Raw genomic sequence first — 22,499 nt, 5'->3', positions numbered from 1 at the left:
CGGGAGCGTGGCGGATGGGCGCCCGGCCGGCCTCAGTGGATGTGCAGACGCACGCTGAACCAGCGCATGACGGTGAACACCCAGGGCCAGAGCAGCGCGCTGACCAGCGCGGGAAACAGGAACAGCAGGGTCGGCGGCCGGTTGCCGGTCAGGGTGTTGAGCCACAACTGGACCAGCTGGACCAGGCCGAACACCACCAGCAGCACCAGGCTCTGCTGCCAGACCGGGAACATGCGCAGGCGCTGGTGCAGCGACATCAGCATGAACACGATCAGCGCCAGCACCAGGGCATTCTGCCCCAAGGGCGTGCCATAGAGCACGTCGGCGGCCAGGCCGAGCAGCCACAGGCGGGTCATGCCGATGCGCTGCGGCGCCGCCAGCGACCAGTAGGCCACCAGCAGGCCGATCCACAGCGGCCGGCCGACCTGCATGAACTCGGGCATCGGCGCCACGCTGAGCAGCAGGCCGAGCAGCAGGGTGAACCAGACGAACCAGCCGTTGCGCGAACGGGCGACCACCACCATCAGCGGGCTCCTCCAGCGGGGGCCGCCGGGGCGGCCGGGGGCACCGAAGCGGCGCGGGGCGGGCTGGCCGGCGCCGGCGGCGCGGCGGGCTCGCTCGCGGGCGGCTGCGGGGCGGCGCCCGACTGGGCCGCCTCGCGATCAGCCGCCTCCTGGGCCAGCGCGGCGTCCACCGCACGCTGCTCGGGGGTGCGCTGGTCGCTGAACACCAGCAGCAGGTAGCGGCTGCGGTTGAGGCGCGCGGTCGGCACCGCGCGGACCACGGCGAACGGCTGGCCGGAGTCGTGGATCACTTCCTTGACCGTGGCCACCGGGTAGCCGGCCGGGAAGCGCTGACCGAGGCCGGAGCTGACCAGCAAGTCGCCTTCCTTGATGTCGGCGGTGTCGGCGACGTGGCGCAGCTCGAGCTGTTCGGGATTGCCGGTGCCGACGGCGATGGCGCGCAGGCCGTTGCGGTTGACCTGCACCGGAATGCTGTGGGTGGTGTCGGTGAGCAGCAGCACGCGGGCGGTATAGGGCATCACCTCGACCACCTGGCCCATCAGGCCGAGGGCATCGAGCACCGGCTGGCCAAGGGTGACGCCGTCCTTCTCGCCCTTGTCGATGAGGATGCGGTGGGTGAAGGGATTGGGGTCGATGCCGATCAGCTCGCCGACCAGCACCTGCTCGTCAACCAGCGCGGCCGAGTTGAGCAGCTCGCGCAGGCGCACGTTCTGCTCGGTGAGGGTGGCCAGCTTCTGCAGGCGGCGTTGCAGCAGCAGGGCCTCGGCCTTGAGCTTCTCGTTCTCGGCGATCAGCTCGTCGCGGCTGCTGAACCGCTGGCCGACGCTTTCCCACAGGCGCACCGGACGCTCGGCCAGCCAGTACAGCGGCGTGAGCACCTGGCCCAGCTGGCTGCGCAGCGGCTTGAGCGCGTCGAAACGGGCGTCCACCACCATCAGCGCCACCGACAGCACGGTGAGCACCAGCAGGCGCACGCCCAGCGAGGGCCCCTTGGCAAAAAGCGGTTTGATGGCGAGCCCCCTCGCAACGTCAGACAGGACGCGCCAGGCGACGGGCGCGCAGCAACGCCGCGCCGGCCGCCTGGCGCTGGCCGGTTACTCGGTCGACAGCAGGTCCATGGCGTGGCGGTCGATCATCTCCAGGGCGCGACCGCCGCCGCGGGCGACGCAGGTCAGCGGATCCTCGGCGACGATCACCGGCAGGCCGGTTTCCTGGGCCAGCAGCTTGTCCAGGTCGCGCAGCAGCGCGCCGCCGCCGGTCAGCACCAGGCCGCGCTCGGCGATGTCCGAGGCCAGCTCCGGCGGCGACTGCTCGAGGGCGCTCTTCACCGCCTGGACGATGGCCGCCAGCGATTCCTGCAGCGCCTCGTGCACCTCGGCGGAGTTGAGGGTGAAGCTGCGCGGCACGCCCTCGGCCAGGTTGCGGCCACGCACGTCGATCTCGCGCAGTTCGCTGCCCGGGAAGGCGGTGCCGATTTCCTGCTTGATGCGCTCGGCGGTCGCCTCGCCGATCAGGCTGCCGTAGTTGCGGCGCACGTAGGTGACGATGGCCTCGTCGAAGCGGTCGCCGCCGACGCGCACGGATTCGGCGTAGACCACGCCGTTCAGCGAGATCAGGGCGATCTCGGTGGTGCCGCCGCCGATGTCGACCACCATCGAGCCGCGCGCCTCGTCCACCGGCAGGCCGGCGCCGATGGCCGCAGCCATCGGCTCCTCGATCAGGAACACCTCGCGGGCGCCAGCGCCGAGGGCCGATTCGCGGATCGCGCGGCGCTCGACCTGGGTCGACTTGCACGGCACGCAGATCAGCACGCGCGGCGACGGCTGCAGGAAGCTGTTCTCGTGCACCTTGTTGATGAAGTACTGCAGCATCTTCTCGCAGACGCTGAAGTCGGCGATCACGCCGTCCTTCATCGGCCGGATGGCGGAGATGTTGCCCGGGGTACGCCCCAGCATGCGCTTGGCGTCGGTCCCGACAGCCACCACGCTCTTCTGATTGCCCTGGTTGCGGATGGCGACCACGGAGGGTTCGTTGAGCACAATCCCGCGCTCACGCACATAAATAAGGGTGTTGGCAGTACCCAGGTCGATCGACAGATCGCTGGAAAACATGCCGCGCAGTTTTTTCAACATGGGACAGAAAACCCTGGGGGGAACGCGTGGCTAAAAGTGCGGCGAACTCTAACAACGGCAGGGATTTTGGGCAAGGCGCACATATGTTAGATTGCTCGCTTTTCCGGGCCTGCATGGCCCTCAATCGCGGCCTTTGACCGCCGTTTGGCGGCCTTCGTTCCATGCCATCGCCTGCCGGTCATTCGTCGCTTTTCCGCTGGAGACACCCGATGGCGCTCGAACGCTCCGACGTGGAAAAGATCGCCCACCTGGCCCGCCTGGGGCTGGACGAGGCGGAGATTCCGCGCACCACCGAGACCCTCAACAACATCCTCGGTCTGATCGACCAGATGCAGGCGGTGAACACCGACGGCATCGAACCGCTGGCCCACCCGCTGGAAGCCACCCAGCGTCTGCGCGCCGACGTGGTGAGCGAGGAAAACCACCGCGAAGACTACCAGGCCATCGCCCCGGCGGTGGAAAACGGCCTGTATCTGGTTCCCAAGGTGATCGAGTGATGCATCGACTGACTCTGGCGCAAATCGCCCGCGGCCTGGCCGCCAAGGACTTCTCCGCCGTCGAGCTGAGCGACGCCCTGCTCGCGCGCATCCAGCAGCTCGACCCGCAGCTCAACAGCTTCATCAGCGTCACCGCCGACCAGGCGCGCGCCCAAGCGGCCGCCGCCGACGCGCGCCGCGCGGCCGGCGAGACCGGCGCCCTGCTCGGCGCGCCGATCGCCCACAAGGACCTGTTCTGCACGAAAGACGTGCTGACCACCTGCGCCTCGAAGATCCTCGCCAACTTCAAGGCGCCCTACGACGCCACCGCGGTCGAGAAGCTGGCCGCCGCCGGCGCGGTCAGCCTCGGCAAGCTGAACATGGACGAGTTCGCCATGGGCTCGGCCAACGAATCCAGCCACTTCGGCGCGGTGAAGAACCCCTGGGACCTGTCCCGCGTGCCCGGCGGCTCCAGCGGCGGCTCGGCGGCGGCGGTCGCCGCCGGCCTGATCCCGGCCGCCACCGGCACCGACACCGGCGGCTCGATCCGCCAGCCGGCGGCGCTGACCAACCTCACCGGCCTCAAGCCCACCTATGGACGGGTATCCCGCTGGGGCATGATCGCCTACGCCTCAAGCCTCGACCAGGGCGGCCCCATCGCCCGCACCGCCGAGGACTGCGCCCTCCTGCTCGGCGCCATGGCCGGCTTCGACGCCAAGGATTCCACCAGCGTCGACGCCCCGGTGGACGACTACCTGGCCGCGCTGAACCAGCCGCTGGCCGGCCTGCGCATCGGCCTGCCGAAGGAGTACTTCGGCGCCGGCCTCGACGCGCGCATCGCCGCGCAGGTGCTGGCGGTGGTCGAGGAGCTATCGAGGCTCGGCGCCACGGTCAAGGACATCTCGCTGCCGAACATGCAGCACGCGATTCCCGCCTACTACGTGATCGCCCCGGCCGAGGCCAGCTCCAACCTGTCGCGCTTCGACGGCGTGCGCTTCGGCTACCGCTGCGAGAACCCGGTCAACCTCGAAGACCTCTACAAGCGTTCGCGCGGCGAGGGCTTCGGCGCCGAGGTCAAGCGCCGCATCATGGTCGGCACCTACGCGCTGTCGGCCGGCTACTACGACGCCTACTACCTGAAGGCGCAGAAGATCCGCCGGCTGATCAAGAACGACTTCGTGCAGGCGTTCGGCGAGGTCGACGTGATCCTCGGCCCGACCACCCCGAACCCGGCGTGGAAGCTCGGTGCGAAGAGCGCCGATCCGGTGTCGGCCTACCTGGAAGACATCTACACCATCACCGCCAACCTCGCCGGCATCCCCGGCCTGTCCATGCCGGCCGGCTTCGTCGACGGCCTGCCGGTGGGCGTGCAGCTCTTGGCGCCGTACTTCCAGGAGGCGCGCCTGCTCAACGTGGCGCACCAGTACCAGCAGGTCAGCGACTGGCACACCCGCACCCCGGCCGGATTCTGAGGACGACACACATGCAATGGGAAACCGTGATCGGGCTGGAAATCCACGCCCAGCTCAGCACCCGCTCGAAGATCTTCTCCGGCAGCGCCACCACCTTCGGCGCCGAGCCCAATACCCAGGCCAGCCTGGTCGACCTGGGCATGCCCGGCACCCTGCCGGTACTCAATGAAGAAGCCGTGCGCATGGCGGTGAAGTTCGGCCTGGCGATCGACGCCGAACTGGGCCGCACCAACGTGTTCGCGCGCAAGAACTACTTCTACCCGGACCTGCCCAAGGGCTACCAGACCAGCCAGATGGACCACCCGGTGGTCGGCAAGGGCCACCTGGACATCACCCTCGAGGACGGCACCGTCAAGCGCATCGGCATCACCCGCGCGCACCTGGAAGAAGACGCCGGCAAGAGCCTGCACGAGGACTTCCACGGCATGTCCGGGATCGACCTCAACCGCGCCGGCACCCCGCTGCTGGAGATCGTCTCCGAGCCGGACATCCGCTCGGCCAAGGAGGCGGTGGCCTACGTCAAGGCGATCCATGCGCTGGTGCGCTATCTGGGCATCTGCGACGGCAACATGGCCGAAGGCTCGCTGCGCTGCGACTGCAACGTCTCGGTGCGCCCCAAGGGCCAGGAAGCGTTCGGCACCCGCGCCGAGATCAAGAACGTCAACTCGTTCCGCTTCATCGAGAAAGCGATCAACCACGAGATCCAGCGGCAGATCGAACTGATCGAGGACGGCGGCAAGGTGGTGCAGGAAACCCGCCTGTACGACCCGAACAAGGACGAGACCCGCTCGATGCGCGGCAAGGAAGAAGCCAACGACTACCGCTACTTCCCCTGCCCCGACCTGCTGCCGGTGGTGCTGGAAGACAGCTTCATCGAGCAAATTCGTGGCGAATTGCCGGAACTGCCGGGCGAGAAGCGCGCGCGCTTCGAGAGCCAGTACGGCCTGTCCGCCTACGACGCCAGCGTGCTCTCCGCCAGCCGCGAGATGGCCGAGTACTTCGAACAGGTACAGGCTGCCTGCGGCGACGCCAAGCTGGCCGCCAACTGGGTGATGGGCGAACTGTCCAGCCTGCTCAACAAGGAAGGCCTGGAGATCGAGCAGTCGCCGGTATCGGCCGCCCAGCTCGGCGGGATGATCCTGCGCATCAAGGACAACACCATCTCCGGCAAGATCGCCAAGATGGTGTTCGAGGCCCTCGCCGCCGGCGAAGGCGACTCGGCCGATGCCGTCATCGAGGCCAAGGGACTCAAGCAGGTCACCGACTCGGGCGCCATCGAGGCGATGCTGGATGAAGTGCTGGCCGCCAACGCCGCCCAGGTCGAGCAGTACCGCGCCAGCGACGAGGCCAAGCGCGCCAAGATGTTCGGCTTCTTCGTCGGCCAGGCCATGAAGGCGTCCAAGGGCAAGGCCAACCCCGGCCAGGTCAACGAGCTGCTGAAGAAGAAGCTCGAGGGCTGAGGCGCAGCGGCGGCGAACCAAACGCCGCCGCAACGCTCAAAGGCAGACCAGACAACGCCGGAGCGACCTGCCCGGGCATGCCCGGCGTTGTGCCATTCACGGGTACCCTCGATGAAACACCTGCTCCTCGCCACCCTCCTCGTACTGCTGGCCGGCTGCGCCGGCCATGCGCCGCAGCCGGCTCCCGCCCCGGCCGAGGCCGGCGGCTATCGTGCCGAGGGCAAGGCCTCCTGGTACGGCAGCCGCCATCACGGCCGGCGCACCGCCAGCGGCGAACGCTTCGACCAGCACGCGCTGACCGCCGCCCATCGCCAGCTGCCGTTCGGCAGCAAGGTGCGGGTCACCAACCTGCGCAACCAGCGCAGCGTGGTGGTGCGCATCAACGACCGCGGCCCGCACGCCCGCGGCCGGATCATCGACCTGTCGCGCGCCGCCGCCGAGCGCCTGGGGATGCTCAGCAGCGGTACGGCACCGGTGCGCCTGGAGCGGGTGACGGACTGAGAGCGCGGCGCAGCATGCGGTAACAATCGGCCCTGGACCGGGGCTGGCAGCCGGCCGACAAACGGCTAAGCTGGCGCAGATTTTTACCGGAGCCTTCCCATGACCCTGATGACCTTCGTCTACCTGATCGCCGGCCTGGTGCTGCTGGTCGCCGGCGCCGAGGTGCTGGTGCGCGGCGCCGCCCGCCTGGCCGCGCAGTTCGGCATCCCGCCGTTGATCATCGGCCTGACCGTGGTCGCCTTCGGCACCAGCGCGCCGGAAACCGCGGTCAGCGTGCAGGCGGCCCTCGATGGCAGCGGCGACATCGCCGTGGGCAACGTGGTCGGCAGCAACATCGCCAACGTCCTCTTGATCCTCGGCCTGTCGGCGCTGGTCGCGCCGCTGATCGTCTCGCGCCAGCTGATCCGCCTCGACGTGCCGCTGATGATCGGCGCCAGCCTGGTGACCTGGGCGCTGGCCATGGACGGCAAGCTGGGTCGCCTCGACGGCGCCCTGCTGTTCGGCGGCGTGGTCGCCTACACCCTGTTCCTGATCATCAGCAGCCGCAAGGATAAGGGAGCGGCCGAGGGCGACGAGTTCGCCGAGGAGTTCGGCCTGCACGAAGCGCCCAAGCCCTACGCCTGGGCAGTCAACCTCGGTCTGCTGGTCGCCGGCCTGGTGCTGCTGGTCGGCGGCTCCAATCTGCTGGTGGAGGGCGCGGTGGCCCTGGCCAAGGCCCTGGGCCTGTCCGAACTAGTGATCGGCCTGACGGTGATCGCTATCGGCACCTCGCTGCCGGAGCTGGCCACCTCGATGATCGCCGCCTTCAAGGGCGAACGCGACATCGCGGTGGGCAACGTGGTCGGCAGCAACATCTTCAACCTGCTCTGCGTGCTCGGCCTCGCCTCGCTGGTGGCGCCGCTGCCGATCAGCGTCTCGGCCAACGCGCTGTCTTTCGACTTCCCGGTGATGATCGCCGTGGCCCTGGCCTGCATGCCGATCTTCTTCGCCGGCTACCGCATCAACCGCTGGGAGGGTGCGCTGTTCGCGGCCTACTACGCCATCTACACCACCTGGCTGATCATGCACAGCACCGACGCACCGGGGCTGGCCATGTTCAGCCAGGCGATGACCTGGTTCGTCCTGCCGCTGACCCTGGTCACCCTGGTGGTGATCGGTTTCCGCGCCTGGCAGCAGCAGCGCTGACTCAGATCCAGCCGCCCCACTGCAGCACGAACAGGCCGAGGTTGGTGGTCAGCACCGCCAGCAGGGTGGTGATCACGATGATCGCCGCCGCCAGCTGGTGGTTGGCGCCGGCGGCGCGGGCCATGACGAAACTGGCCGCAGCCGTCGGGCTGGCGAAGAACAGGAACAGGATGCCCAGCTCGGCCTGGCGGAAGCCGCACGCCCAGGCGCCGGCGGTGGCCAGCGCCGGCAGCCAGAGCATCTTCATCAGGCTGGCGCTCAGCGCCAGGCCGCTGCTGGCACGCAGCGAGGCCAGCGACAGGGTGCCACCGATGCAGATCAGCGCCAGCGGCAGGGCCAGCCGGGCGAGGTATTCGCCCGAGGTGGTCAGCCAGACCGGCAGGCGCAGCTGCCACCAGGCAAAGGGCATCGCCGCCAGCACGCCGAGGATCAGCGGATTGCGCAGGATGCCCCTGAGGATCTTCCAGGGGCTGGTCCGGCTGTCGGGGTTGTAGACCTCCAGCACCAGCACGGCGAGGCTGTTGTAGAGCAGGATCACCAGCCCGCCGAGCACCCCGCCCAGCGACAGGCCGTAGTCGCCGTACAGGCTGGTGGCCAGCGCCAGACCGACGATGCCGTTGTTGCCGCGGAACGCCCCCTGCACGTAGACGCCGCGCTCGGCGCGCGGGCAGCGCCACAGCGCCCAGCCCCAGGCGAGCGCGAAACCGACCAGGGTGGCCAGGGCGAAGTAGCCGAGCAGCGCCGGCTGTAGCGCCGCCTCGAGGTCGGCGTGGAGAATGGCGAGGAACAGCATGACCGGCATGCTGACGTTGAACACCAGGCCGCTGGCGCTGTGGATGAAGCGGTCGTCGATCTGGCCGAAACGCTTGAGCAGCACGCCGAGGAACAGCATGGCGAATACCGGCAGCGTGACGGACAGGGTCTGCAGGAACAGCGAGAGCATGGGGCGCCCAGGTCAGCGAGGGGCGCCCATGTTAACCGGCCCGTAGCGGAAAGGCTTTCCCGCTTCGGATCGGGCCGCAGCGCCCTCAGCGCCGCACGGGGCGTTTCTGCAGCTTGCGCTGCAGGGTACGGCGGTGCATGCCGAGGGCGCGGGCGGTGGCGGAGATGTTGCCGTCGTGCTCGGCCAGCACGCGCTGGATGTGCTCCCACTGCAGGCGGTCCACCGACATCGGGTTGTCCGGCACCAGACTGTCGAGGTCGGCATGCTCGGAGAGCAGCGCGGCCAGCACGTCGTCGGCGTCGGCCGGCTTGCACAGGTAATTGCAGGCGCCGCGCTTGATCGCCTCCACCGCGGTGGCGATGCTCGAGTAGCCGGTGAGGATCACCACGCGCATCTCGCTGTCCAGCGCCAGCAGCTTGGGCAGCAGCACCAGGCCGGAGTCGCCGTCCATCTTCAGGTCGAGCACCGCATAGTCGGGCGTGTCGCGCTCGGCCAGGGCCAGGCCCGCGTCGGCCGAGTTGGCCACCGACACGCGCAGGCCGCGGCGACTCATGGCCCGCGCCAGCACGCGGGTGAAGGTCTCGTCGTCGTCCACCAGCAGCAGGTGCGGCTGTTCCTCCGCATCGAACAGGACTTCTTCGCTCATTTCATTCCTCGCACAAGGCAGAACCGGCGCTCAGGCGACGCCGTAATTGCGCGGCAGTCGCAACTCGGTCAGCGTGCCGCCCTCTTCGTGGTTGTAGAGCTTCACTGTACCACCGAGTCGGGTGACGCTGGCCTGACTGAGGAACAGACCGAGGCCGAAGCCCTTGCCGCCCTTGCCCTTGGTGGTGAAGAACGGCTTGCCGAGCTGCTCGGCGATGGCCAGCGGCACGCCGACGCCATGATCGCGGATGCTCAGGCAGATCTCCCGCGCGTCCCAGTCCAGGCGGATGTCGAGATTCTCCGGACAGGCGTCGGCGGCGTTGTTGAGCAGGTTGAGCAGCGCCTGGCTGAGGTCGGTCGGCGGCATCAGCCGCGGCGGCGCACCGACGCCCAGGCACTGGTAGCGGTAGGTGGCTTCCGGGCGCATCAGGTGCCAGCGGCGCAGCACCGCCTCCAGCCACTCGCTGACGGTCTGCTCGACGATCGACTGGCGGCGCTCGGCCTCGGCGGCGCGCACCAGTTGCTGCAGGGTGTCCTTGCACAGCCTGACCTGCTCCTGCAGCAGGGCCAGGTCCTCCTGCAGCGCCGGCTGGTCGCGGTGCTCCTGGCGCAGCTCCTTGAGCAGCACGCTCATGGTCGCCAGCGGCGTGCCCAGCTCGTGGGCGGCGCCGGCGGCCTGGGTGGCCACGGCGAGCAGCTGCTGGTCGCGCATGCCTTCCTCGCGGCGCTGGGCGCGCAGCTGCTCCTGGCCGCGCAGCTCCTCGGCCATCTTGGCGACGAAGAAAGTGATCAGCCCGGCGGCCAGGGCGAAGCTCAGCCACATGCCGTAGACCAGCAGGGTCTCCCGCGGCTCGGCGGGGATGTCCAGCGGATGCGACCAGAACAGCAGCAGGGTGTAGCTGGCCAGCGCCAGGCCGGCCAGCGACAGGGTGTGCAGCCAGGGCAGGGTCGCCGCAGCGATGGTCAGCGGCACCAGGTAGTAGGAGACGAAGGGGTTACTCGAACCGCCGGTGTAGTACAGCAGCACGCTGTGGATCACCAGGTCGCAGCCCAGCTGCACCGCGTACTCCAGCTCGGTGACCGGCCAGGAGGCACGCAGGCGCAGGGCAGTGAAGATGCTCAGCAGGCCGGAGACGGCGAGGGTGATGCCCAGCTCCGTCCACGGCAGCGGCAGGCGGTCGGACCACCAGGCGAACCCCACCGAACCGGCCTGGGCGGCCAGCACGAGCAGGCGGATGAGGACCAGCCGACCGAGGTTCTGCAGGCTGGCGGAGAGTAACTGGACGGGCGCTTGCATGGAATATTCCGGAAACTTCGCGGAGTATAACCAGATTGCCCCTCGCCCGGCTGCGGCAAATGGGCACGCGAGCGCGCCGGGAACCCGCCCGGCCGCGCTCAGTCACAGCTGGACGACCGGCGTCCCCGCCGGCCGAACCGACAGGAGTCCCCCGATGCCCGCACTTTCCCGCTGCACTCCCCTGCTCGCCCTCGCCGCCGGCCTGTGGCTGCTGCCACCGGCCCAGGCCGAGGAACCGCGCTACAACCAGATCGGCCTGCGTGCCGAGGTCAACCGCGAGGTGGCCCACGACCGCATGCACGTGCTGCTCTACAGCGAAGCCCAGCACAGCGACCCGGCCAGACTGTCGGCGCAGACCACCGAGACCCTCAACCGCGCCGTGCAGCGCGCCCGCGCCGCCAAGGGCGTGGAGGTCAGCCTGGGCAGCCGGCACAGCAGCCCGGTCTACGACGACAAGGGCCGCAAGATCGTCGCCTGGCGCGAACGCGCCGAGCTGCGCCTGGACAGCGCCGACTTCGCCACCCTCGCCCAGCTCAGCGCCGGGCTGCTCGACGAGCTGCAGATGGCCGACATGCACTTCAGCCTGTCGACGGACAGCCGCAAGCGCAGCGAGGACCAGTTGCTCCGGGAAGCCGTGGCCGCCTTCAAGGCTCGCGCCCAGCTGGTCAGCGAAGCCATGGGCGCACGCAGCTACCGCGTGGTGCGCCTCGACCTCAATGCCGGCGGCGGCCCGCGCCCGCCGCTGCTGCGCAGCATGGCGGCCAAGACGATGAGCATGGACAGCGCGCCGGCGCCGGAGATCGAAGCCGGCTCCAGCGAGCTGACGGTCAATGCCGACGGCGTGATCGAGGTGCAGCTGCCCTGATGCTCGCGTAGGGGCGAATTCATTCGCCGACGGCGCCCGGACAGGCGCCGCCGTGCCCCTGTACGCTACAGATGCGCCTCCGCATACTCCGCCAGCAGCGAGCGCGGCACCCCCTGCAGGGTGATGTGCACGCCGTGGGGGAAGTCCTTGAAGCGCTCGGTCAGGTAGGTCAGCCCGGAACTGGTCGCCGACAGGTAGGGCGTGTCGATCTGCGCCAGGTTGCCCAGGCAGATCACCTTGGAGCCGTTGCCGGCGCGGGTGATGATGGTCTTCATCTGGTGCGGCGTGAGGTTCTGGCACTCGTCGATGAGGATCAGGCTCTGCTGGAAGCTGCGCCCGCGGATGTAGTTGAGCGACTTGAACTGCAGCGGCACGCGCTGGAGGATGTAGTCGACGCTGCCGTGGGTGCTCTCGTCGTCCATGTGCAGCGCCTCGAGGTTGTCGGTGATGGCGCCCAGCCAGGGCTCCATCTTCTCCGCCTCGGTGCCCGGCAGGAAGCCGATGTCCTCGTCGAGCCCCTGCACGCTGCGGGTGGCGATGATGCGCCGGTAGCGCTTGCTGACCATGGTCTGCTCGATGGCCGCAGCCAGGGCGAGGATGGTCTTGCCCGAGCCGGCGGCGCCGGTCAGGTTGACCAGGTGGATGTCCGGATCGAGCAGCGCATAGAGCGCCAGCGCCTGGTAGATGTCGCGCGGACGCAGGCCCCAGGCCTCCTGGTGCATCAGCGGCTCCTGGTGCAGGTCGAGCAGCAGCAGGTGACGCTTGTCCACCTCCTTGACCCAGCCGACGAAGCCCTGCTCGTCGACCACGAACTCGTTGACGTGCATGTTCGGCAGGCTGTTGCCGTTGAGCGGCACGCGGTGCAGGGTGCGGCCGATCTCCTGGTGGGTATCGACCTTGCTGACCTTCTGCCAGAACGAGCCGGGGAAGCTGTGGTAGCCGCGCGGCAGCAGCGCCACGTCGTCGACCAACTGGTCGGTGTGGTAGTCCTCGGCGGCCACCCCGCAGGCGCGCGCCTTGAGGCGCATGTTGATGTCCTTGCTGACCAGCACCACCTCGACGTCCGGGCGACGGCCCTGCAGCTCCACCAGCTGGTTGATGATCTTGTTGTCGTTGAGGTGTTCGGGCAGGCCGCTGAGGCTGGTGTCCAGGCGGCTCATGAGGATCGACAGGCTGCCCCGCGGCGCGCCCTTGCCGCGCTGGATCGGCACGCCCTGCTCGACCTGCGGCGGCGTCGCCTCGCCGAGCAACTGGTCGATCAGGCGGATCGCCTGGCGGCACTCGGCGGCCACGCCGTGCTTGCCGCTCTTGAGATGATCGAGCTCCTCGAGCACGGTCATCGGGATGGCCACCTGATGCTCCTCGAAATTCAGCAGGGCATTGGGGTCGTGAATCAGGACGTTGGTATCGAGCACATACAGTCGGGGATGCGTGGTCTTGCTGGCGCTTTTGTCCATGGTCGGTCACCTCGATCCTGTCGGTCATGCGACGGAATGCCCGCAGGCGCTCCGCCCTCAGGGGCCGCCCTCGCGCTCGTGCGTCGCGCGGCGGCCTGTCTCCCAGATAGCGTCCCAACGATTACCGCAAAGTTACTGCACCGAACCGACCTCCTCTGCGTTGAGTCTAGCCACCGGCCCGGCCCCCGTGCCAACCCGCGAGGACCCCGCACCCTGAGCCTACTGCTAGAATCGCCCGACAGCCAGAGGAGAGCTGCAATGCTGATGGTGATTTCCCCCGCCAAGACGCTCGACTACACCACCGCGCCGGTGACCGCGCGCCATACCCTGCCCGAGCATCTCGACCACGCCGCCGAGCTGATCGACCAGCTGCGCGAGCTGACCCCGGCGCAGATCGCCGAACTGATGGGCCTGTCCGACAAGCTCGCCGGCCTCAACGCCGCACGCTTCGCCCAGTGGACTCCCGCGTTCAGCCCCGAGAACGCCAAGCAGGCCCTGCTCGCCTTCAAGGGCGACGTCTACACCGGACTGGATGCGGACAGCTTCGACGAGGGCGACTTCGACTTCGCCCAGCGCCACCTGCGCATGCTCTCCGGCCTCTACGGCGTGCTGCGCCCGCTCGACCTGATGCAGCCCTACCGCCTGGAGATGGGCACCCGCCTCGCCAACGCCCGCGGCAAGGACCTCTACGCCTTCTGGGGCGAACGCATCAGCCAGTGGCTTAACCAGGCGCTGGCCGAACAGGGCGACGACGTCCTGCTCAACCTCGCCTCCAACGAATACTTCGGCGCGGTCAGGCGCCAGGCGCTCGCAGCCCGGGTCATCGACACCGAATTCCGCGACCTGAAGAACGGCCAGTACAAGATCATCAGCTTCTATGCCAAGAAAGCCCGCGGCCTGATGGCCCGCTACGTGATCAGGAACCGCCTGCGGGATGCCGAGGCGCTCAAGGATTTCGACCTGGCCGGCTACCGCTACGCCGCGGCGCAGTCGAGCGCGGACCGGCTGGTGTTCCTGCGCGACCATCCCGAGGACTGAACACCGCGAGGAATCCCGCATGCTGATCGGCGCCCTGATCGTCCTCACCTGGCTGGTCCTGCTGGTCCGCTACCCGACCCGCGCCGTGCCGATCAACCTGCTGGCGCTGCTGGCCCTCGGCCTGGTGGCGCTGGGCGTGATCTGGCAGGAGCAGCGCGAACAGGGGCGCCTCGGCCGCCTCGAGCTGGACCTGCAGTGGGACGCCGGCTGCCCCGCCGACCGCCCGCTGCGCGCCCGCCTGCGCAACGGCAGCGAGCGACCGCTGGCCGAACTGACCTGGCGGGTCGGCGCCTACCAGAGCGGCGATACCATCGATCTCGCCGATGACCGCTACGATAGCCCGCACTACCGCATCCTGCACCGCCTGCTGCCCGGCAGCGAGTGGCGCGACTGCCTGCCGCTGCCGCCGCTGCGGCCGGGCTACCGCGCCAGCAGCCTGGAATACCGCGCCGAGCGGCTGCGCGGGCGGTTCGCGGATTGAAACCACCGACCATCGCGAGGCGCTATGCGCGCGCCGCGCGCTCGAACACCTCATCGGCCCACTGGTTCAGGCTCTTGCCGGCGACCTGTGCCGCAATGGCCGCAGCGGCATGCACCTCCGGGCGGATACGCAGCATGACCTTGCCCGAAGCCGGCCTGTCCGGACTGATGCCCTGCTCGGCACAATCGGCTAGATAATCGTCAACGGCATGCGCGAACTCGGCACGCAGCTCTGCTACGGAGTCCGCGTGAAAACTGATGATGTCTCGCACCCCGAGTACGCGACCAACGAAAATGTCGTCCCGCTCGTCGAACTCGATACGGGCGGTATAGCCCTTGTAAGTCATGCTGTTCATGGCTCGACTCCTGCCCGCCGCAAGAACTCGCGGGCTTCTTCAACCTGATACTTCTTGGCCTCCTTGCCAGGATGGGGACGGTGACAACGCCACTGCACATCTCCCAGCACGAGCTTGACCCGAGATCCCTCGCGCTCCAGCACTCGACCTCCCAAGTGGAGAACCAGCGCCTCTATGTCGGAAAAAACCAACGCCGCACTGGTCGGAGTGCGGAAGATGGCTTCGAGGGTTTTACGGTGTCGGCTCTGCATGGAGCAATGCTATCAAATCATGATAGCTACAGAAAACCACGCCCCCTTTCATTCACCCGCTCAGGGCCGGTCGCCATGGCTCTCGAGCGCTTCGCCGCCCTTGCGCCCCGAGGTCTCCACCGCCGGGAACCTGGCCGAACTGAAGCGCACCACCAGGTTGGCCAGCGCCAGCAGCAGGATGGCCCCGCAGACCATGACGATACCCATGTTCGGCTTGTGGGTGTGCTGGATGTCGCCGATCAGCAGGCGGGTCAGCGCGGTGATCGACACGTAGATCAGGAAGCGCACCGGCATGTGGTTGGTCTTGAAGTAGATGCCGACCATCGCGCCCAGCTCGAGGTAGATGAACAGCAGCAGGATGTCGTCGATGGTCGCCTGGCCGCGTTCGAACATGCCGAGGAAGGTATGCCCCGCCGCCCAGGCCACCGCCCCGCCGATGGCGAACAGCGCCAGATAGTGGAAACCCTCGACCAGGAGGTTGCCGAGGGAATCGGCGTGGCGGTGCATGGCGTGGCGCAGGCGTTCGGCGCGGTGGGGGGTCATGACAGAGGCTCCCTGCAGAGGTTCAGGGCGCCATGATGCCACACTGCCAACGCCACCGAGACGCCTCGAATGGCCAGCCGACGCAACTCAGGAGCGCACGCTGGCAGCTTTTTCCAGGGTGCGGAAGAACACGGTCTCCAGAGACACCGCCGGCCTGACCTCCAGAAGATGACCTCCTGCTGCGCTCAAGCGGGTAATCAGCCCGGGCAGTTCGCTCTGGGCACACTCGCACTCGAACTCCCCGACACGACACTCGACACAGCCGGAAGTGACCGCTGCCGGTGCCTGGTAGCGTACTCGATGGAAATCGGCCCGCTCGGCGGCCAGATCTCGCGGCGAACGCACCGTCAGCAGTTCACCCTGATTGATGAAGCCGAAGCGATCGGCAATGCGCTCGACGTCATGCAGCACATGCGAGGTGAAGAAAATCGCTCCACCGCCATTCTTGTACTCATTGAGAATGTCGACCACATCCTTGCGCCCCACTGGATCGAGCCCTGAAAGTGGCTCATCGAGAACCAGCAGACGCGGCTGAACCACCATGGCATGCGCGAGGGCTACACGCTGCACATTGCCCTTGGAGAGTTCGCGAATCCTCCGCCTGGCATTCACCGCGACGGAAAAGCGCTCCAGCCACGCCATGCACCAGGCATCGGTATCCTTGCGACGGATGCCGTACATCGACAGCCCCATGCGCAGGATTTCCAGCGGCGTGAACTGCTCGTAGAGGGCCGGCGCCTCGGGCACATAGGCAACCCCGCGGCGCGCCTCGGCGTCGCGGGCCGAACGGCCGTACAGGTGCACCTCGCCCTGGTAGTCGTTGATCACATCAAGCATGATCTTGATGGTGGTGGACTTGCCGGCGCCGTTGGGGCCGACGAAGCCGAACACCTCACCCTCACCCAGGCTGAAGCTGACCTCGCGCAGCGCCTGCACGGTCTTGCCCTTCGCCCTGAAGGTCTTGCTGACGCTGCGAAACTCCAGCGCTGCACTCACGACTGCTCCTCCATTCCGGGAATCCTCAGTTTCTTCAGGACGATTCGCCCATTCTGCAGCTCGTAGCCCAGACGCAACGGGTCGATCGGCAAGCTGTCGAGCAGGCCCTGCTCAATCAGCTGCTGCAGGGCCTGCAGGGGACCATGAGCGGCCTCGTAGCGGCGCTGCGCTTCGCGCAGCGTCACCAGCCCCTGCAGGCGCACCACGCGCTGGGCGAGCATCTGCCGCAACTTGGGATCGCTGGCCGTATCGCGCTGCTGGACTAGGTAGTTCAGCGCCAGTCGCTCGTCGGCAAAACTTTCCGCCTGCAGCATCACCACCAGCTTGTGCAAACTGGCCGCATTCTCCGGGGCCCGTTGCGCCGCCAGCTCCAGCGCCCATTTCGCCGCCACGATATCGCGTCGGAAGAAGGCCTGGTTGACTCCGTAGAAGAACGCGGGGATGTCATCCCAGAATCGGCAGTCGATAGCAGCCCGCAGCACGTCGTTCCCCTCGTCCACGGCACCTCCCCAGGTCAGCAGGCCATTGGCCAGGTAATAGTTATCCTCGTGACAGGCATTGAGGCGAGCGACCTCGCGCTGAGCCCGGACCAGATAGCCGGTATCGGTCAGGCCCTGGTCGGTACCAGTGGCAGACAGGCGCATGGCCTCCAGGTTGGCTGCCAGGAAACGGTCACCGCCGTACAGTGCCAACAGCACCGGCGCGGCGATCACCACCCGATCGCCGACCTCGGCATCGGGGCGCAGGACAGGATGCTCGCTGCGCCACAGGGTGACGCCGGCGAACAGGACGAACCCCAGCAGGGCCAGCGACAGGGCAGGACGAGGGCGGCGCATGGTCAGGCAAAACGCTTGCGTTGCAGAGCCCATACCGCCAGCCCCAGCAGGGCGAAGGCATAGGCCAGGCAGCCCAGCACCAGCCAGGGCCAGTCGGCGGGAAGGAAGTCCAGGCGACCATAGAGCGCGACCATGCGCACATCCAGCGCCCCCAGATCGGGCAGCAGGTAGCCCAGGGTACCGATTCCGGCGCGATAGCCCTCGGCGTCAGCGACCACTGCCGCATTGCGATTGAGCAACTCGACTATCGCGGCGAAGGAGCGCGCCACCAGCAGGAAACCGAAAGTGCCGACCAGCACGAAGCTCGGCGTGGAGGCGACCATGGCGAGGAAGGCGGCCAGTGCGGTGAGCACCAGCAGGTCGAGGGCGAGGAAAGCGATGGCGACCAGGTAAGGCTGCCCCAGCGACACCGGGGTAACCTGCTCGTAACCCTTGCCGATCAGGGTCACCGCCAGGCCCAGCACCACGCTCATGACCAGCAACAGGCCGAGGCAGAGCATCGCCAACGCGGCGAAGCGTCCCAGCAGCAGACGATGGCGTGCGCGCGGATAGGTCAGCGAGGACAGGAAATAGCGGCGATCGAACTCGCGCGACAGCAGCTCCTGGGTCATCAGCACCATGACCAGAGGCAGCAGCAGGCGCATTGCGGAAAAGCCGACATCCAGCGCCACCGTCGTCGGCTGGCGGGCGCTGAACTGGGCTGCCATCCAGGCCGCCAGGACCAGCACGACCAGAGCGCCCCCCGCCAGCGCCGGGAAATGCGCGCGCTGAGCCAGACGGAGGCCGGAGAAGAAATCGGAAGAAGGAAACATCGATGAACCACGTCTCACGCAGGGTGGAGGACGGAAACAGACGAGCGGGCCGGAGCCTGCCGCTCCCTGGCAGATCCGGGCCTGTGCGGGCTCACTTCGCCGCTGCGGCCATCACCTGGATCAGGCTCTTGGCATCAGCCTCGGCGGTGGCATCGTTGGCCCTGTGCCGGTAATCGTTGAACACCGGTACGGCCACGGCGGCCAGAATAGCGATAATCGCGACCACTATCATCAATTCGATCAAGGTAAAACCGGATTCTGCGCTATCCACCCTGATACTCCTTGCACGAAACAGCCGGGGTGCTTGACCACCCCGGCTGGCATCTGCCGCACACGGCCCGCCGAGCGACGCCCGGGCGGACCTCATCCCGCAGGCGGGATCAGTAGCTGAATACGGTCTGCTTCTTCAGCTCGGTGGTGTCGCACTTGCCGGTCAGCGGCACTTCGCCGATGGAGCCGCCAGTGCTGCTGGCCGCGAAGCCGCTGAAGGATACCGGAACGGTGAACTTGGCCGCCGGATCGGTTTCACATGCAGTGCCGCCGTTATAAATTGCCTTATTAGTTGTTGCGTCTTTACCAATCTGGGCGCAGGCCAGCTCCTTCGGACCGCTGCGGCTGCCGGAGGAGTGGCAGGTGGCGATGCGGATCGAGTTGTCGGTGTCGTTGCACTGGTACACACCGCTCACGTTGGCCGACAGGTTGACCTTGACCGGCGCATCGAGCAGCACGCACTTGGTAGTGTCGATCTGATTAGCATCAACGGCAGTGACGGCGCCGGCAGCGAAGGCAGTGGAGGCGAGCAGGCTGGAGGCCACGATCAGGCCGGAAAGAATCTTTTTCATCTATGCAATCTCCTGTCCGAATCGGTCAGCTTAGCGCTGGGCAGCGGTCATGACGCTGATCATGTTCTTGGCGTCGGCCTTGGCCACGGTGTCGTTGGACTTGGCGCGGTACTCGTTGAACTGCGGAATGGCGATGGCGGCGAGGATGCCGATGATGGCAACCACGATCATCAGTTCGATCAGGGTGAAGCCCTTCTGGGCCTTTTTCTGCAGAGCTTTCATAGAGGTATCTCCTTGAAGTGAGCCGGTCGTCGGACCTGAATTGATCAATGCAGGAGGCGTGCCAACTTCAGAAACCGCACCACGGGCGGGGTCTGCGCCCCGGCAGCGGACACCGTACGCCACTCCAGCGGCAGGATCTGACGTTTTTTGTCACACGAACTGCAGGGATTTGGCAGCCTGCTGCCAATACGCTATAAGGCAGCCACCGGATCCGCAGGTTATCCCCCGCCATGAACGACTCCATCGCCCTCACCGGCCTGGCCCGCCAGCTGGTGCTCGCCGAACTGCTGGACGCCAGGACCGCGCAACAGGCGCAGGCCGAGGCCCTGCGCAACAAGATCCCGCTGGTCAGCCACCTGGTACAGAACAAGCTGGTCAAGCCGCGGGCGCTCGCCGAGATGGCCGCCGAGCAGTTCGGCCTGCCGCTGCTCGAGCTCAAGGTGCTCGACAAGGAAGTACAACCCAAGGAACTGGTCAGCGAGAAACTGGTCCGCCAGCACCGGGTACTGCCACTGCTCAAGCGCGGCAACATCCTGTTCGTCGGGGTTTCCGACCCGACCAACCAGCAGGCGATCCGCGACATCCAGTTCAGCACCGGGCTCAGCGTGGAGCCGCTGCTGGTCGAAGACGACAAGCTCGGCGAGGCCATCGACAAGTTCTTCGACAGCCCCAACAGCGGCATGGCGGAGCTGGGCGACGTCGATCTCGACGGCGTCGACATCGAGCAGGGCGGCGAGAAGAAGGAAGAGAACGTCGCCAACGAGGCCGACGACTCCCCGGTGGTCAAGTTCGTCAACAAGATGCTGCTGGACGCCATCCGCGGCGGCGCCTCGGACCTGCACTTCGAGCCCTACGAGAAGAGCTACCGGGTGCGCTTCCGCACCGATGGCATCCTCCATGAGGTGGCCAAGCCGCCGATCCAGCTGGCCACCCGCATCGCCGCACGCCTCAAGGTCATGGCGGCCATGGACATCTCCGAGCGGCGCAAGCCGCAGGACGGGCGGATCAAGCTGAAGATCACCGCCAACAAGGCCATCGACTTCCGGGTCAACACCCTGCCGACCCTGTGGGGCGAGAAGATCGTGATGCGGATCCTCGATCCCTCCAGCGCCCAGATGGGCATCGATGCCCTCGGCTACGAGGAAAACCAGAAGGAGCTGTACCTGAAGGCGCTCAGCCAGCCGCAGGGCATGATCCTGGTGACCGGCCCCACCGGTTCGGGCAAGACGGTTTCCCTGTACACCGGCCTGAACATCCTCAACACGCCGGACATCAACATTTCCACTGCCGAGGACCCGGTCGAGATCAACCTGGAGGGCATCAACCAGGTCAACGTCAACCCCAAGCAGGGCATGGACTTCACCCAGGCCCTGCGCGCCTTCCTGCGCCAGGATCCGGACGTGATCATGGTCGGCGAGATCCGCGACCTGGAAACCGCCGAGATCGCCGTCAAGGCCGCGCAGACCGGCCACATGGTGATGTCCACCCTGCACACCAACAGCGCCGCGGAAACCCTCACCCGCCTGCGCAACATGGGCGTGCCGGCCTTCAACATCGCCACCTCGGTCAACCTGATCATCGCCCAGCGCCTGGCTCGCCGCCTGTGCCCCGCCTGCAGGAAAGTCCATGACCTGCCGAAGGAGGTGCTGATCAAGGAAGGCTTCCCCGAAGAGCAGATCGGCAAGTTCAAGCTGTACCAGCCGGTCGGCTGCGATGCCTGCAAGGGCGGCTACAAGGGGCGTGTGGGTATTTATGAAGTGGTTAAAATCACGCCACCGTTGCAGCGGCTTATCATGGAAGAAGGCAACTCCATCCAGATCGCGGCCAAGGCTCGCGAGGAAGGCTTCAACGATCTACGCACTTCCGGCCTGTTCAAGGCCATGCAGGGCCTGACCAGCCTTGAGGAAGTCAACCGCGTGACCAAGGATTAAGCATGGTGGCAAAAGCGGCAAAAGCGATACAGAACAGCCCTTTCCTCTGGGAGGGTATCGATCGCAAGGGCACGAAGATCAAGGGGGAGATCAACGGTCCCAATACGGCCGCGATCAAGGCGCAACTGCGCAAGCAGGGCATCAACCCGATCAAGGTTCGCAAGAAGCCCAGGTCGCTGCTGGGCAGGGGCAAGCCGATCAAGCCCATGGATGTCGCCCTATTCACCCGGCAGCTGGCGACCATGATGAAGTCCGGCGTTCCCCTGCTGCAGTCCTTCGACATCATCGCCGACGGGCTGGAAAACCAGAACATGCGGGCCCTGGTGCTGGAGGTCAAGCAGGAGGTCGCGGCAGGCAACAGCCTGGCCGCCTCCCTGCGCAAGAAGCCGAAGTACTTCGACGACCTGTACTGCAATCTGGTGGAGTCCGGGGAACAGTCCGGCGCCCTGGAAACCCTGCTGGACCGCATCGCCACCTACAAGGAAAAGACCGAGGCACTCAAGGCCAAGGTCAAGAAGGCGATGACCTACCCCATCGCGGTGATCGTGGTCGCCTGCATCGTCTCGGCAATCCTGCTGATCAAGGTGGTGCCTCAGTTCGAGGAGGTATTCAAGGGCTTCGGCGCCGAACTGCCGGCATTCACCCAGATGGTCGTCAATCTATCCCGCGGCATGCAGGAGTGGTGGTACGTCATCCTGCCGGTCCTGACCGCCTTCGCCCTCGTCTTCAAGCTGGTCTACCAGCGCTCGGCGGAGTTCCGCGATCAGGTCGACCGTGTTCTGCTCAAGCTGCCGCTGGTGGGGGTCATCACCTACAAGAGTGCCGTGGCCCGTTACGCACGCACCCTTTCCACCACCTTCTCGGCCGGCGTGCCATTGGTCGAGGCGCTGGACTCGGTGGCAGGCGCTGCCGGCAATGTGGTATTCCGCGAGGCGGTCGGCCGCGTCAAGCAGGACGTATCCAGCGGCGTGCAGCTGAACTTCTCGATGCGCACCACCGGAGTGTTCCCGGCCATGGCCATCCAGATGACGGCCATCGGCGAGGAGTCCGGCTCGCTGGACACCATGCTGGACAAGGTCGCCGAGTACTACGAAGCCGAAGTGGACAACATGGTCGACAACCTGACCACCCTGATGGAGCCGATGATCATGGCCGTGCTCGGCGTGCTGGTCGGCGGCCTGATCATCGCCATGTACCTGCCGATCTTCACTCTGGGTTCCGTGGTCGGATAGTGG

The 22,499-nt window shown here is 66.9% G+C and carries 26 protein-coding genes; 10 read left to right on the top strand and 16 right to left on the bottom strand.

Translation table 11 applies throughout. The annotated features are described in order from the left end of the window. Positions 1–32: 32 nt before the first annotated feature. From mreD to mreB, 3 genes are all read right to left on the bottom strand, one after another. On the bottom strand, positions 33–524 hold the full coding sequence (gene mreD, locus RA210_RS01360; RefSeq protein ID WP_136488276.1) for a rod shape-determining protein MreD: 492 nt from the start codon (positions 522–524) through the stop codon (positions 33–35). Further along, positions 524–1,534 carry a rod shape-determining protein MreC gene (mreC, locus tag RA210_RS01355; protein ID WP_201485269.1) on the bottom strand — a complete coding sequence of 337 codons (1,011 nt, stop codon included), beginning with the start codon at positions 1,532–1,534 and terminating at the stop codon, positions 524–526. The genes mreD and mreC overlap by 1 nt, the downstream gene beginning before the upstream one ends. A gap of 84 nt (positions 1,535–1,618) precedes the next feature. Further along, a complete protein-coding gene (gene mreB / locus RA210_RS01350; RefSeq protein ID WP_136491813.1) occupies positions 1,619–2,656 on the bottom strand; it encodes a rod shape-determining protein MreB in 1,038 nt (345 codons plus the stop codon). 209 nt (positions 2,657–2,865) lie between these two features. On the opposite strand from mreB, the gene gatC reads away from it, so the two are divergent. From gatC to RA210_RS01325, 5 genes are all read left to right on the top strand, one after another. Then, positions 2,866–3,153, top strand: a complete 288-nt coding sequence (gatC, locus tag RA210_RS01345) for an Asp-tRNA(Asn)/Glu-tRNA(Gln) amidotransferase subunit GatC (RefSeq protein ID WP_136491812.1) — start codon at positions 2,866–2,868, stop codon at positions 3,151–3,153. Beyond that, complete coding sequence (gene gatA / locus RA210_RS01340) at positions 3,150–4,604, top strand: Asp-tRNA(Asn)/Glu-tRNA(Gln) amidotransferase subunit GatA (RefSeq protein ID WP_201485153.1); 1,455 nt, start codon at positions 3,150–3,152, stop codon at positions 4,602–4,604. The genes gatC and gatA overlap by 4 nt, the downstream gene beginning before the upstream one ends. A gap of 11 nt (positions 4,605–4,615) precedes the next feature. Next, complete coding sequence (gene gatB / locus RA210_RS01335; RefSeq protein WP_136489878.1) at positions 4,616–6,064, top strand: Asp-tRNA(Asn)/Glu-tRNA(Gln) amidotransferase subunit GatB; 1,449 nt, start codon at positions 4,616–4,618, stop codon at positions 6,062–6,064. A 111-nt stretch (positions 6,065–6,175) separates the two neighbouring features. Next, positions 6,176–6,565, top strand: coding sequence for a septal ring lytic transglycosylase RlpA family protein (locus RA210_RS01330; RefSeq protein ID WP_136489879.1), 390 nt, complete (start codon positions 6,176–6,178; stop codon positions 6,563–6,565). A gap of 99 nt (positions 6,566–6,664) precedes the next feature. Beyond that, positions 6,665–7,750, top strand: a complete 1,086-nt coding sequence (locus tag RA210_RS01325; RefSeq protein ID WP_136489880.1) for a calcium/sodium antiporter — start codon at positions 6,665–6,667, stop codon at positions 7,748–7,750. Position 7,751: 1 nt separating this feature from the next. Here the strand turns inward: RA210_RS01325 and RA210_RS01320 are convergent, their stop codons facing one another. The 3 genes from RA210_RS01320 to RA210_RS01310 form a co-directional block, all read right to left on the bottom strand. Next, complete coding sequence (locus RA210_RS01320) at positions 7,752–8,693, bottom strand: AEC family transporter (RefSeq protein WP_136489881.1); 942 nt, start codon at positions 8,691–8,693, stop codon at positions 7,752–7,754. 85 nt (positions 8,694–8,778) lie between these two features. Further along, complete coding sequence (locus tag RA210_RS01315; protein WP_201485152.1) at positions 8,779–9,339, bottom strand: response regulator transcription factor; 561 nt, start codon at positions 9,337–9,339, stop codon at positions 8,779–8,781. Between the two features lie 30 nt (positions 9,340–9,369). After that, positions 9,370–10,635 carry an ATP-binding protein gene (locus RA210_RS01310; RefSeq protein WP_136489883.1) on the bottom strand — a complete coding sequence of 422 codons (1,266 nt, stop codon included), beginning with the start codon at positions 10,633–10,635 and terminating at the stop codon, positions 9,370–9,372. Between the two features lie 154 nt (positions 10,636–10,789). Between RA210_RS01310 and RA210_RS01305 the strand changes: the two genes are divergently transcribed. Next, on the top strand, positions 10,790–11,500 hold the full coding sequence (locus tag RA210_RS01305; RefSeq protein ID WP_136489884.1) for an SIMPL domain-containing protein: 711 nt from the start codon (positions 10,790–10,792) through the stop codon (positions 11,498–11,500). Between the two features lie 65 nt (positions 11,501–11,565). Here RA210_RS01305 and RA210_RS01300 read toward each other — a convergent pair whose 3' ends face one another. Beyond that, positions 11,566–12,957, bottom strand: coding sequence for a PhoH family protein (locus RA210_RS01300; RefSeq protein ID WP_201485151.1), 1,392 nt, complete (start codon positions 12,955–12,957; stop codon positions 11,566–11,568). Positions 12,958–13,215: 258 nt separating this feature from the next. Between RA210_RS01300 and yaaA the strand changes: the two genes are divergently transcribed. Then, on the top strand, positions 13,216–13,995 hold the full coding sequence (yaaA, locus tag RA210_RS01295; protein ID WP_201485150.1) for a peroxide stress protein YaaA: 780 nt from the start codon (positions 13,216–13,218) through the stop codon (positions 13,993–13,995). 19 nt (positions 13,996–14,014) lie between these two features. Further along, the gene (locus tag RA210_RS01290; protein ID WP_201485149.1) at positions 14,015–14,476 is read left to right on the top strand and encodes a multidrug transporter; all 462 of its coding nucleotides are present in this window, start codon (positions 14,015–14,017) and stop codon (positions 14,474–14,476) included. 22 nt (positions 14,477–14,498) lie between these two features. Here RA210_RS01290 and RA210_RS01285 read toward each other — a convergent pair whose 3' ends face one another. The 9 genes from RA210_RS01285 to RA210_RS01245 all read right to left on the bottom strand — a co-directional run bounded on the left by RA210_RS01285 (position 14,499) and on the right by RA210_RS01245 (position 19,333). Further along, entirely contained in the window at positions 14,499–14,831 is a 333-nt protein-coding gene (locus RA210_RS01285) for a type II toxin-antitoxin system HicB family antitoxin (RefSeq protein ID WP_136489888.1), read from the bottom strand. Then, positions 14,828–15,082 carry a type II toxin-antitoxin system HicA family toxin gene (locus RA210_RS01280; protein WP_136489889.1) on the bottom strand — a complete coding sequence of 85 codons (255 nt, stop codon included), beginning with the start codon at positions 15,080–15,082 and terminating at the stop codon, positions 14,828–14,830. The genes RA210_RS01285 and RA210_RS01280 overlap by 4 nt, the downstream gene beginning before the upstream one ends. Before the next feature lie 60 nt (positions 15,083–15,142). Further along, on the bottom strand, positions 15,143–15,625 hold the full coding sequence (locus RA210_RS01275; protein WP_136489890.1) for a phosphate-starvation-inducible protein PsiE: 483 nt from the start codon (positions 15,623–15,625) through the stop codon (positions 15,143–15,145). Positions 15,626–15,712: 87 nt separating this feature from the next. Then, positions 15,713–16,621, bottom strand: coding sequence for an ABC transporter ATP-binding protein (locus RA210_RS01270; RefSeq protein WP_201485148.1), 909 nt, complete (start codon positions 16,619–16,621; stop codon positions 15,713–15,715). Continuing rightward, complete coding sequence (locus RA210_RS01265; RefSeq protein WP_136489892.1) at positions 16,618–17,457, bottom strand: hypothetical protein; 840 nt, start codon at positions 17,455–17,457, stop codon at positions 16,618–16,620. Before RA210_RS01265 ends, RA210_RS01270 begins: the two co-directional genes overlap by 4 nt. Before the next feature lie 2 nt (positions 17,458–17,459). Further along, positions 17,460–18,164 carry a hypothetical protein gene (locus RA210_RS01260; RefSeq protein WP_236574586.1) on the bottom strand — a complete coding sequence of 235 codons (705 nt, stop codon included), beginning with the start codon at positions 18,162–18,164 and terminating at the stop codon, positions 17,460–17,462. A 196-nt stretch (positions 18,165–18,360) separates the two neighbouring features. Continuing rightward, positions 18,361–18,540 carry a prepilin-type N-terminal cleavage/methylation domain-containing protein gene (locus tag RA210_RS21960; protein WP_136489893.1) on the bottom strand — a complete coding sequence of 60 codons (180 nt, stop codon included), beginning with the start codon at positions 18,538–18,540 and terminating at the stop codon, positions 18,361–18,363. A gap of 109 nt (positions 18,541–18,649) precedes the next feature. Further along, the gene (locus tag RA210_RS01250) at positions 18,650–19,111 is read right to left on the bottom strand and encodes a hypothetical protein (RefSeq protein WP_201485147.1); all 462 of its coding nucleotides are present in this window, start codon (positions 19,109–19,111) and stop codon (positions 18,650–18,652) included. 30 nt (positions 19,112–19,141) lie between these two features. Further along, entirely contained in the window at positions 19,142–19,333 is a 192-nt protein-coding gene (locus tag RA210_RS01245) for a type IV pilin protein (protein WP_136489895.1), read from the bottom strand. 230 nt (positions 19,334–19,563) lie between these two features. Between RA210_RS01245 and pilB the strand changes: the two genes are divergently transcribed. Together pilB and RA210_RS01235 are read left to right on the top strand one after the other, a co-directional pair. Further along, positions 19,564–21,264, top strand: coding sequence for a type IV-A pilus assembly ATPase PilB (gene pilB / locus RA210_RS01240; protein ID WP_136489896.1), 1,701 nt, complete (start codon positions 19,564–19,566; stop codon positions 21,262–21,264). 2 nt (positions 21,265–21,266) lie between these two features. After that, a complete protein-coding gene (locus RA210_RS01235) occupies positions 21,267–22,496 on the top strand; it encodes a type II secretion system F family protein (protein WP_201485146.1) in 1,230 nt (409 codons plus the stop codon). Positions 22,497–22,499 lie beyond the last annotated feature (3 nt).

It is taken from the genome of Pseudomonas sp. OF001 (assembly GCF_904426495.1).
In the GTDB taxonomy this organism is placed as follows: Bacteria; Pseudomonadota; Gammaproteobacteria; order Pseudomonadales; family Pseudomonadaceae; genus Geopseudomonas.
The sequence above is the reverse complement of the archived record's forward strand: the minus strand, read 5'-3'. Positions and strand labels throughout refer to the sequence as shown.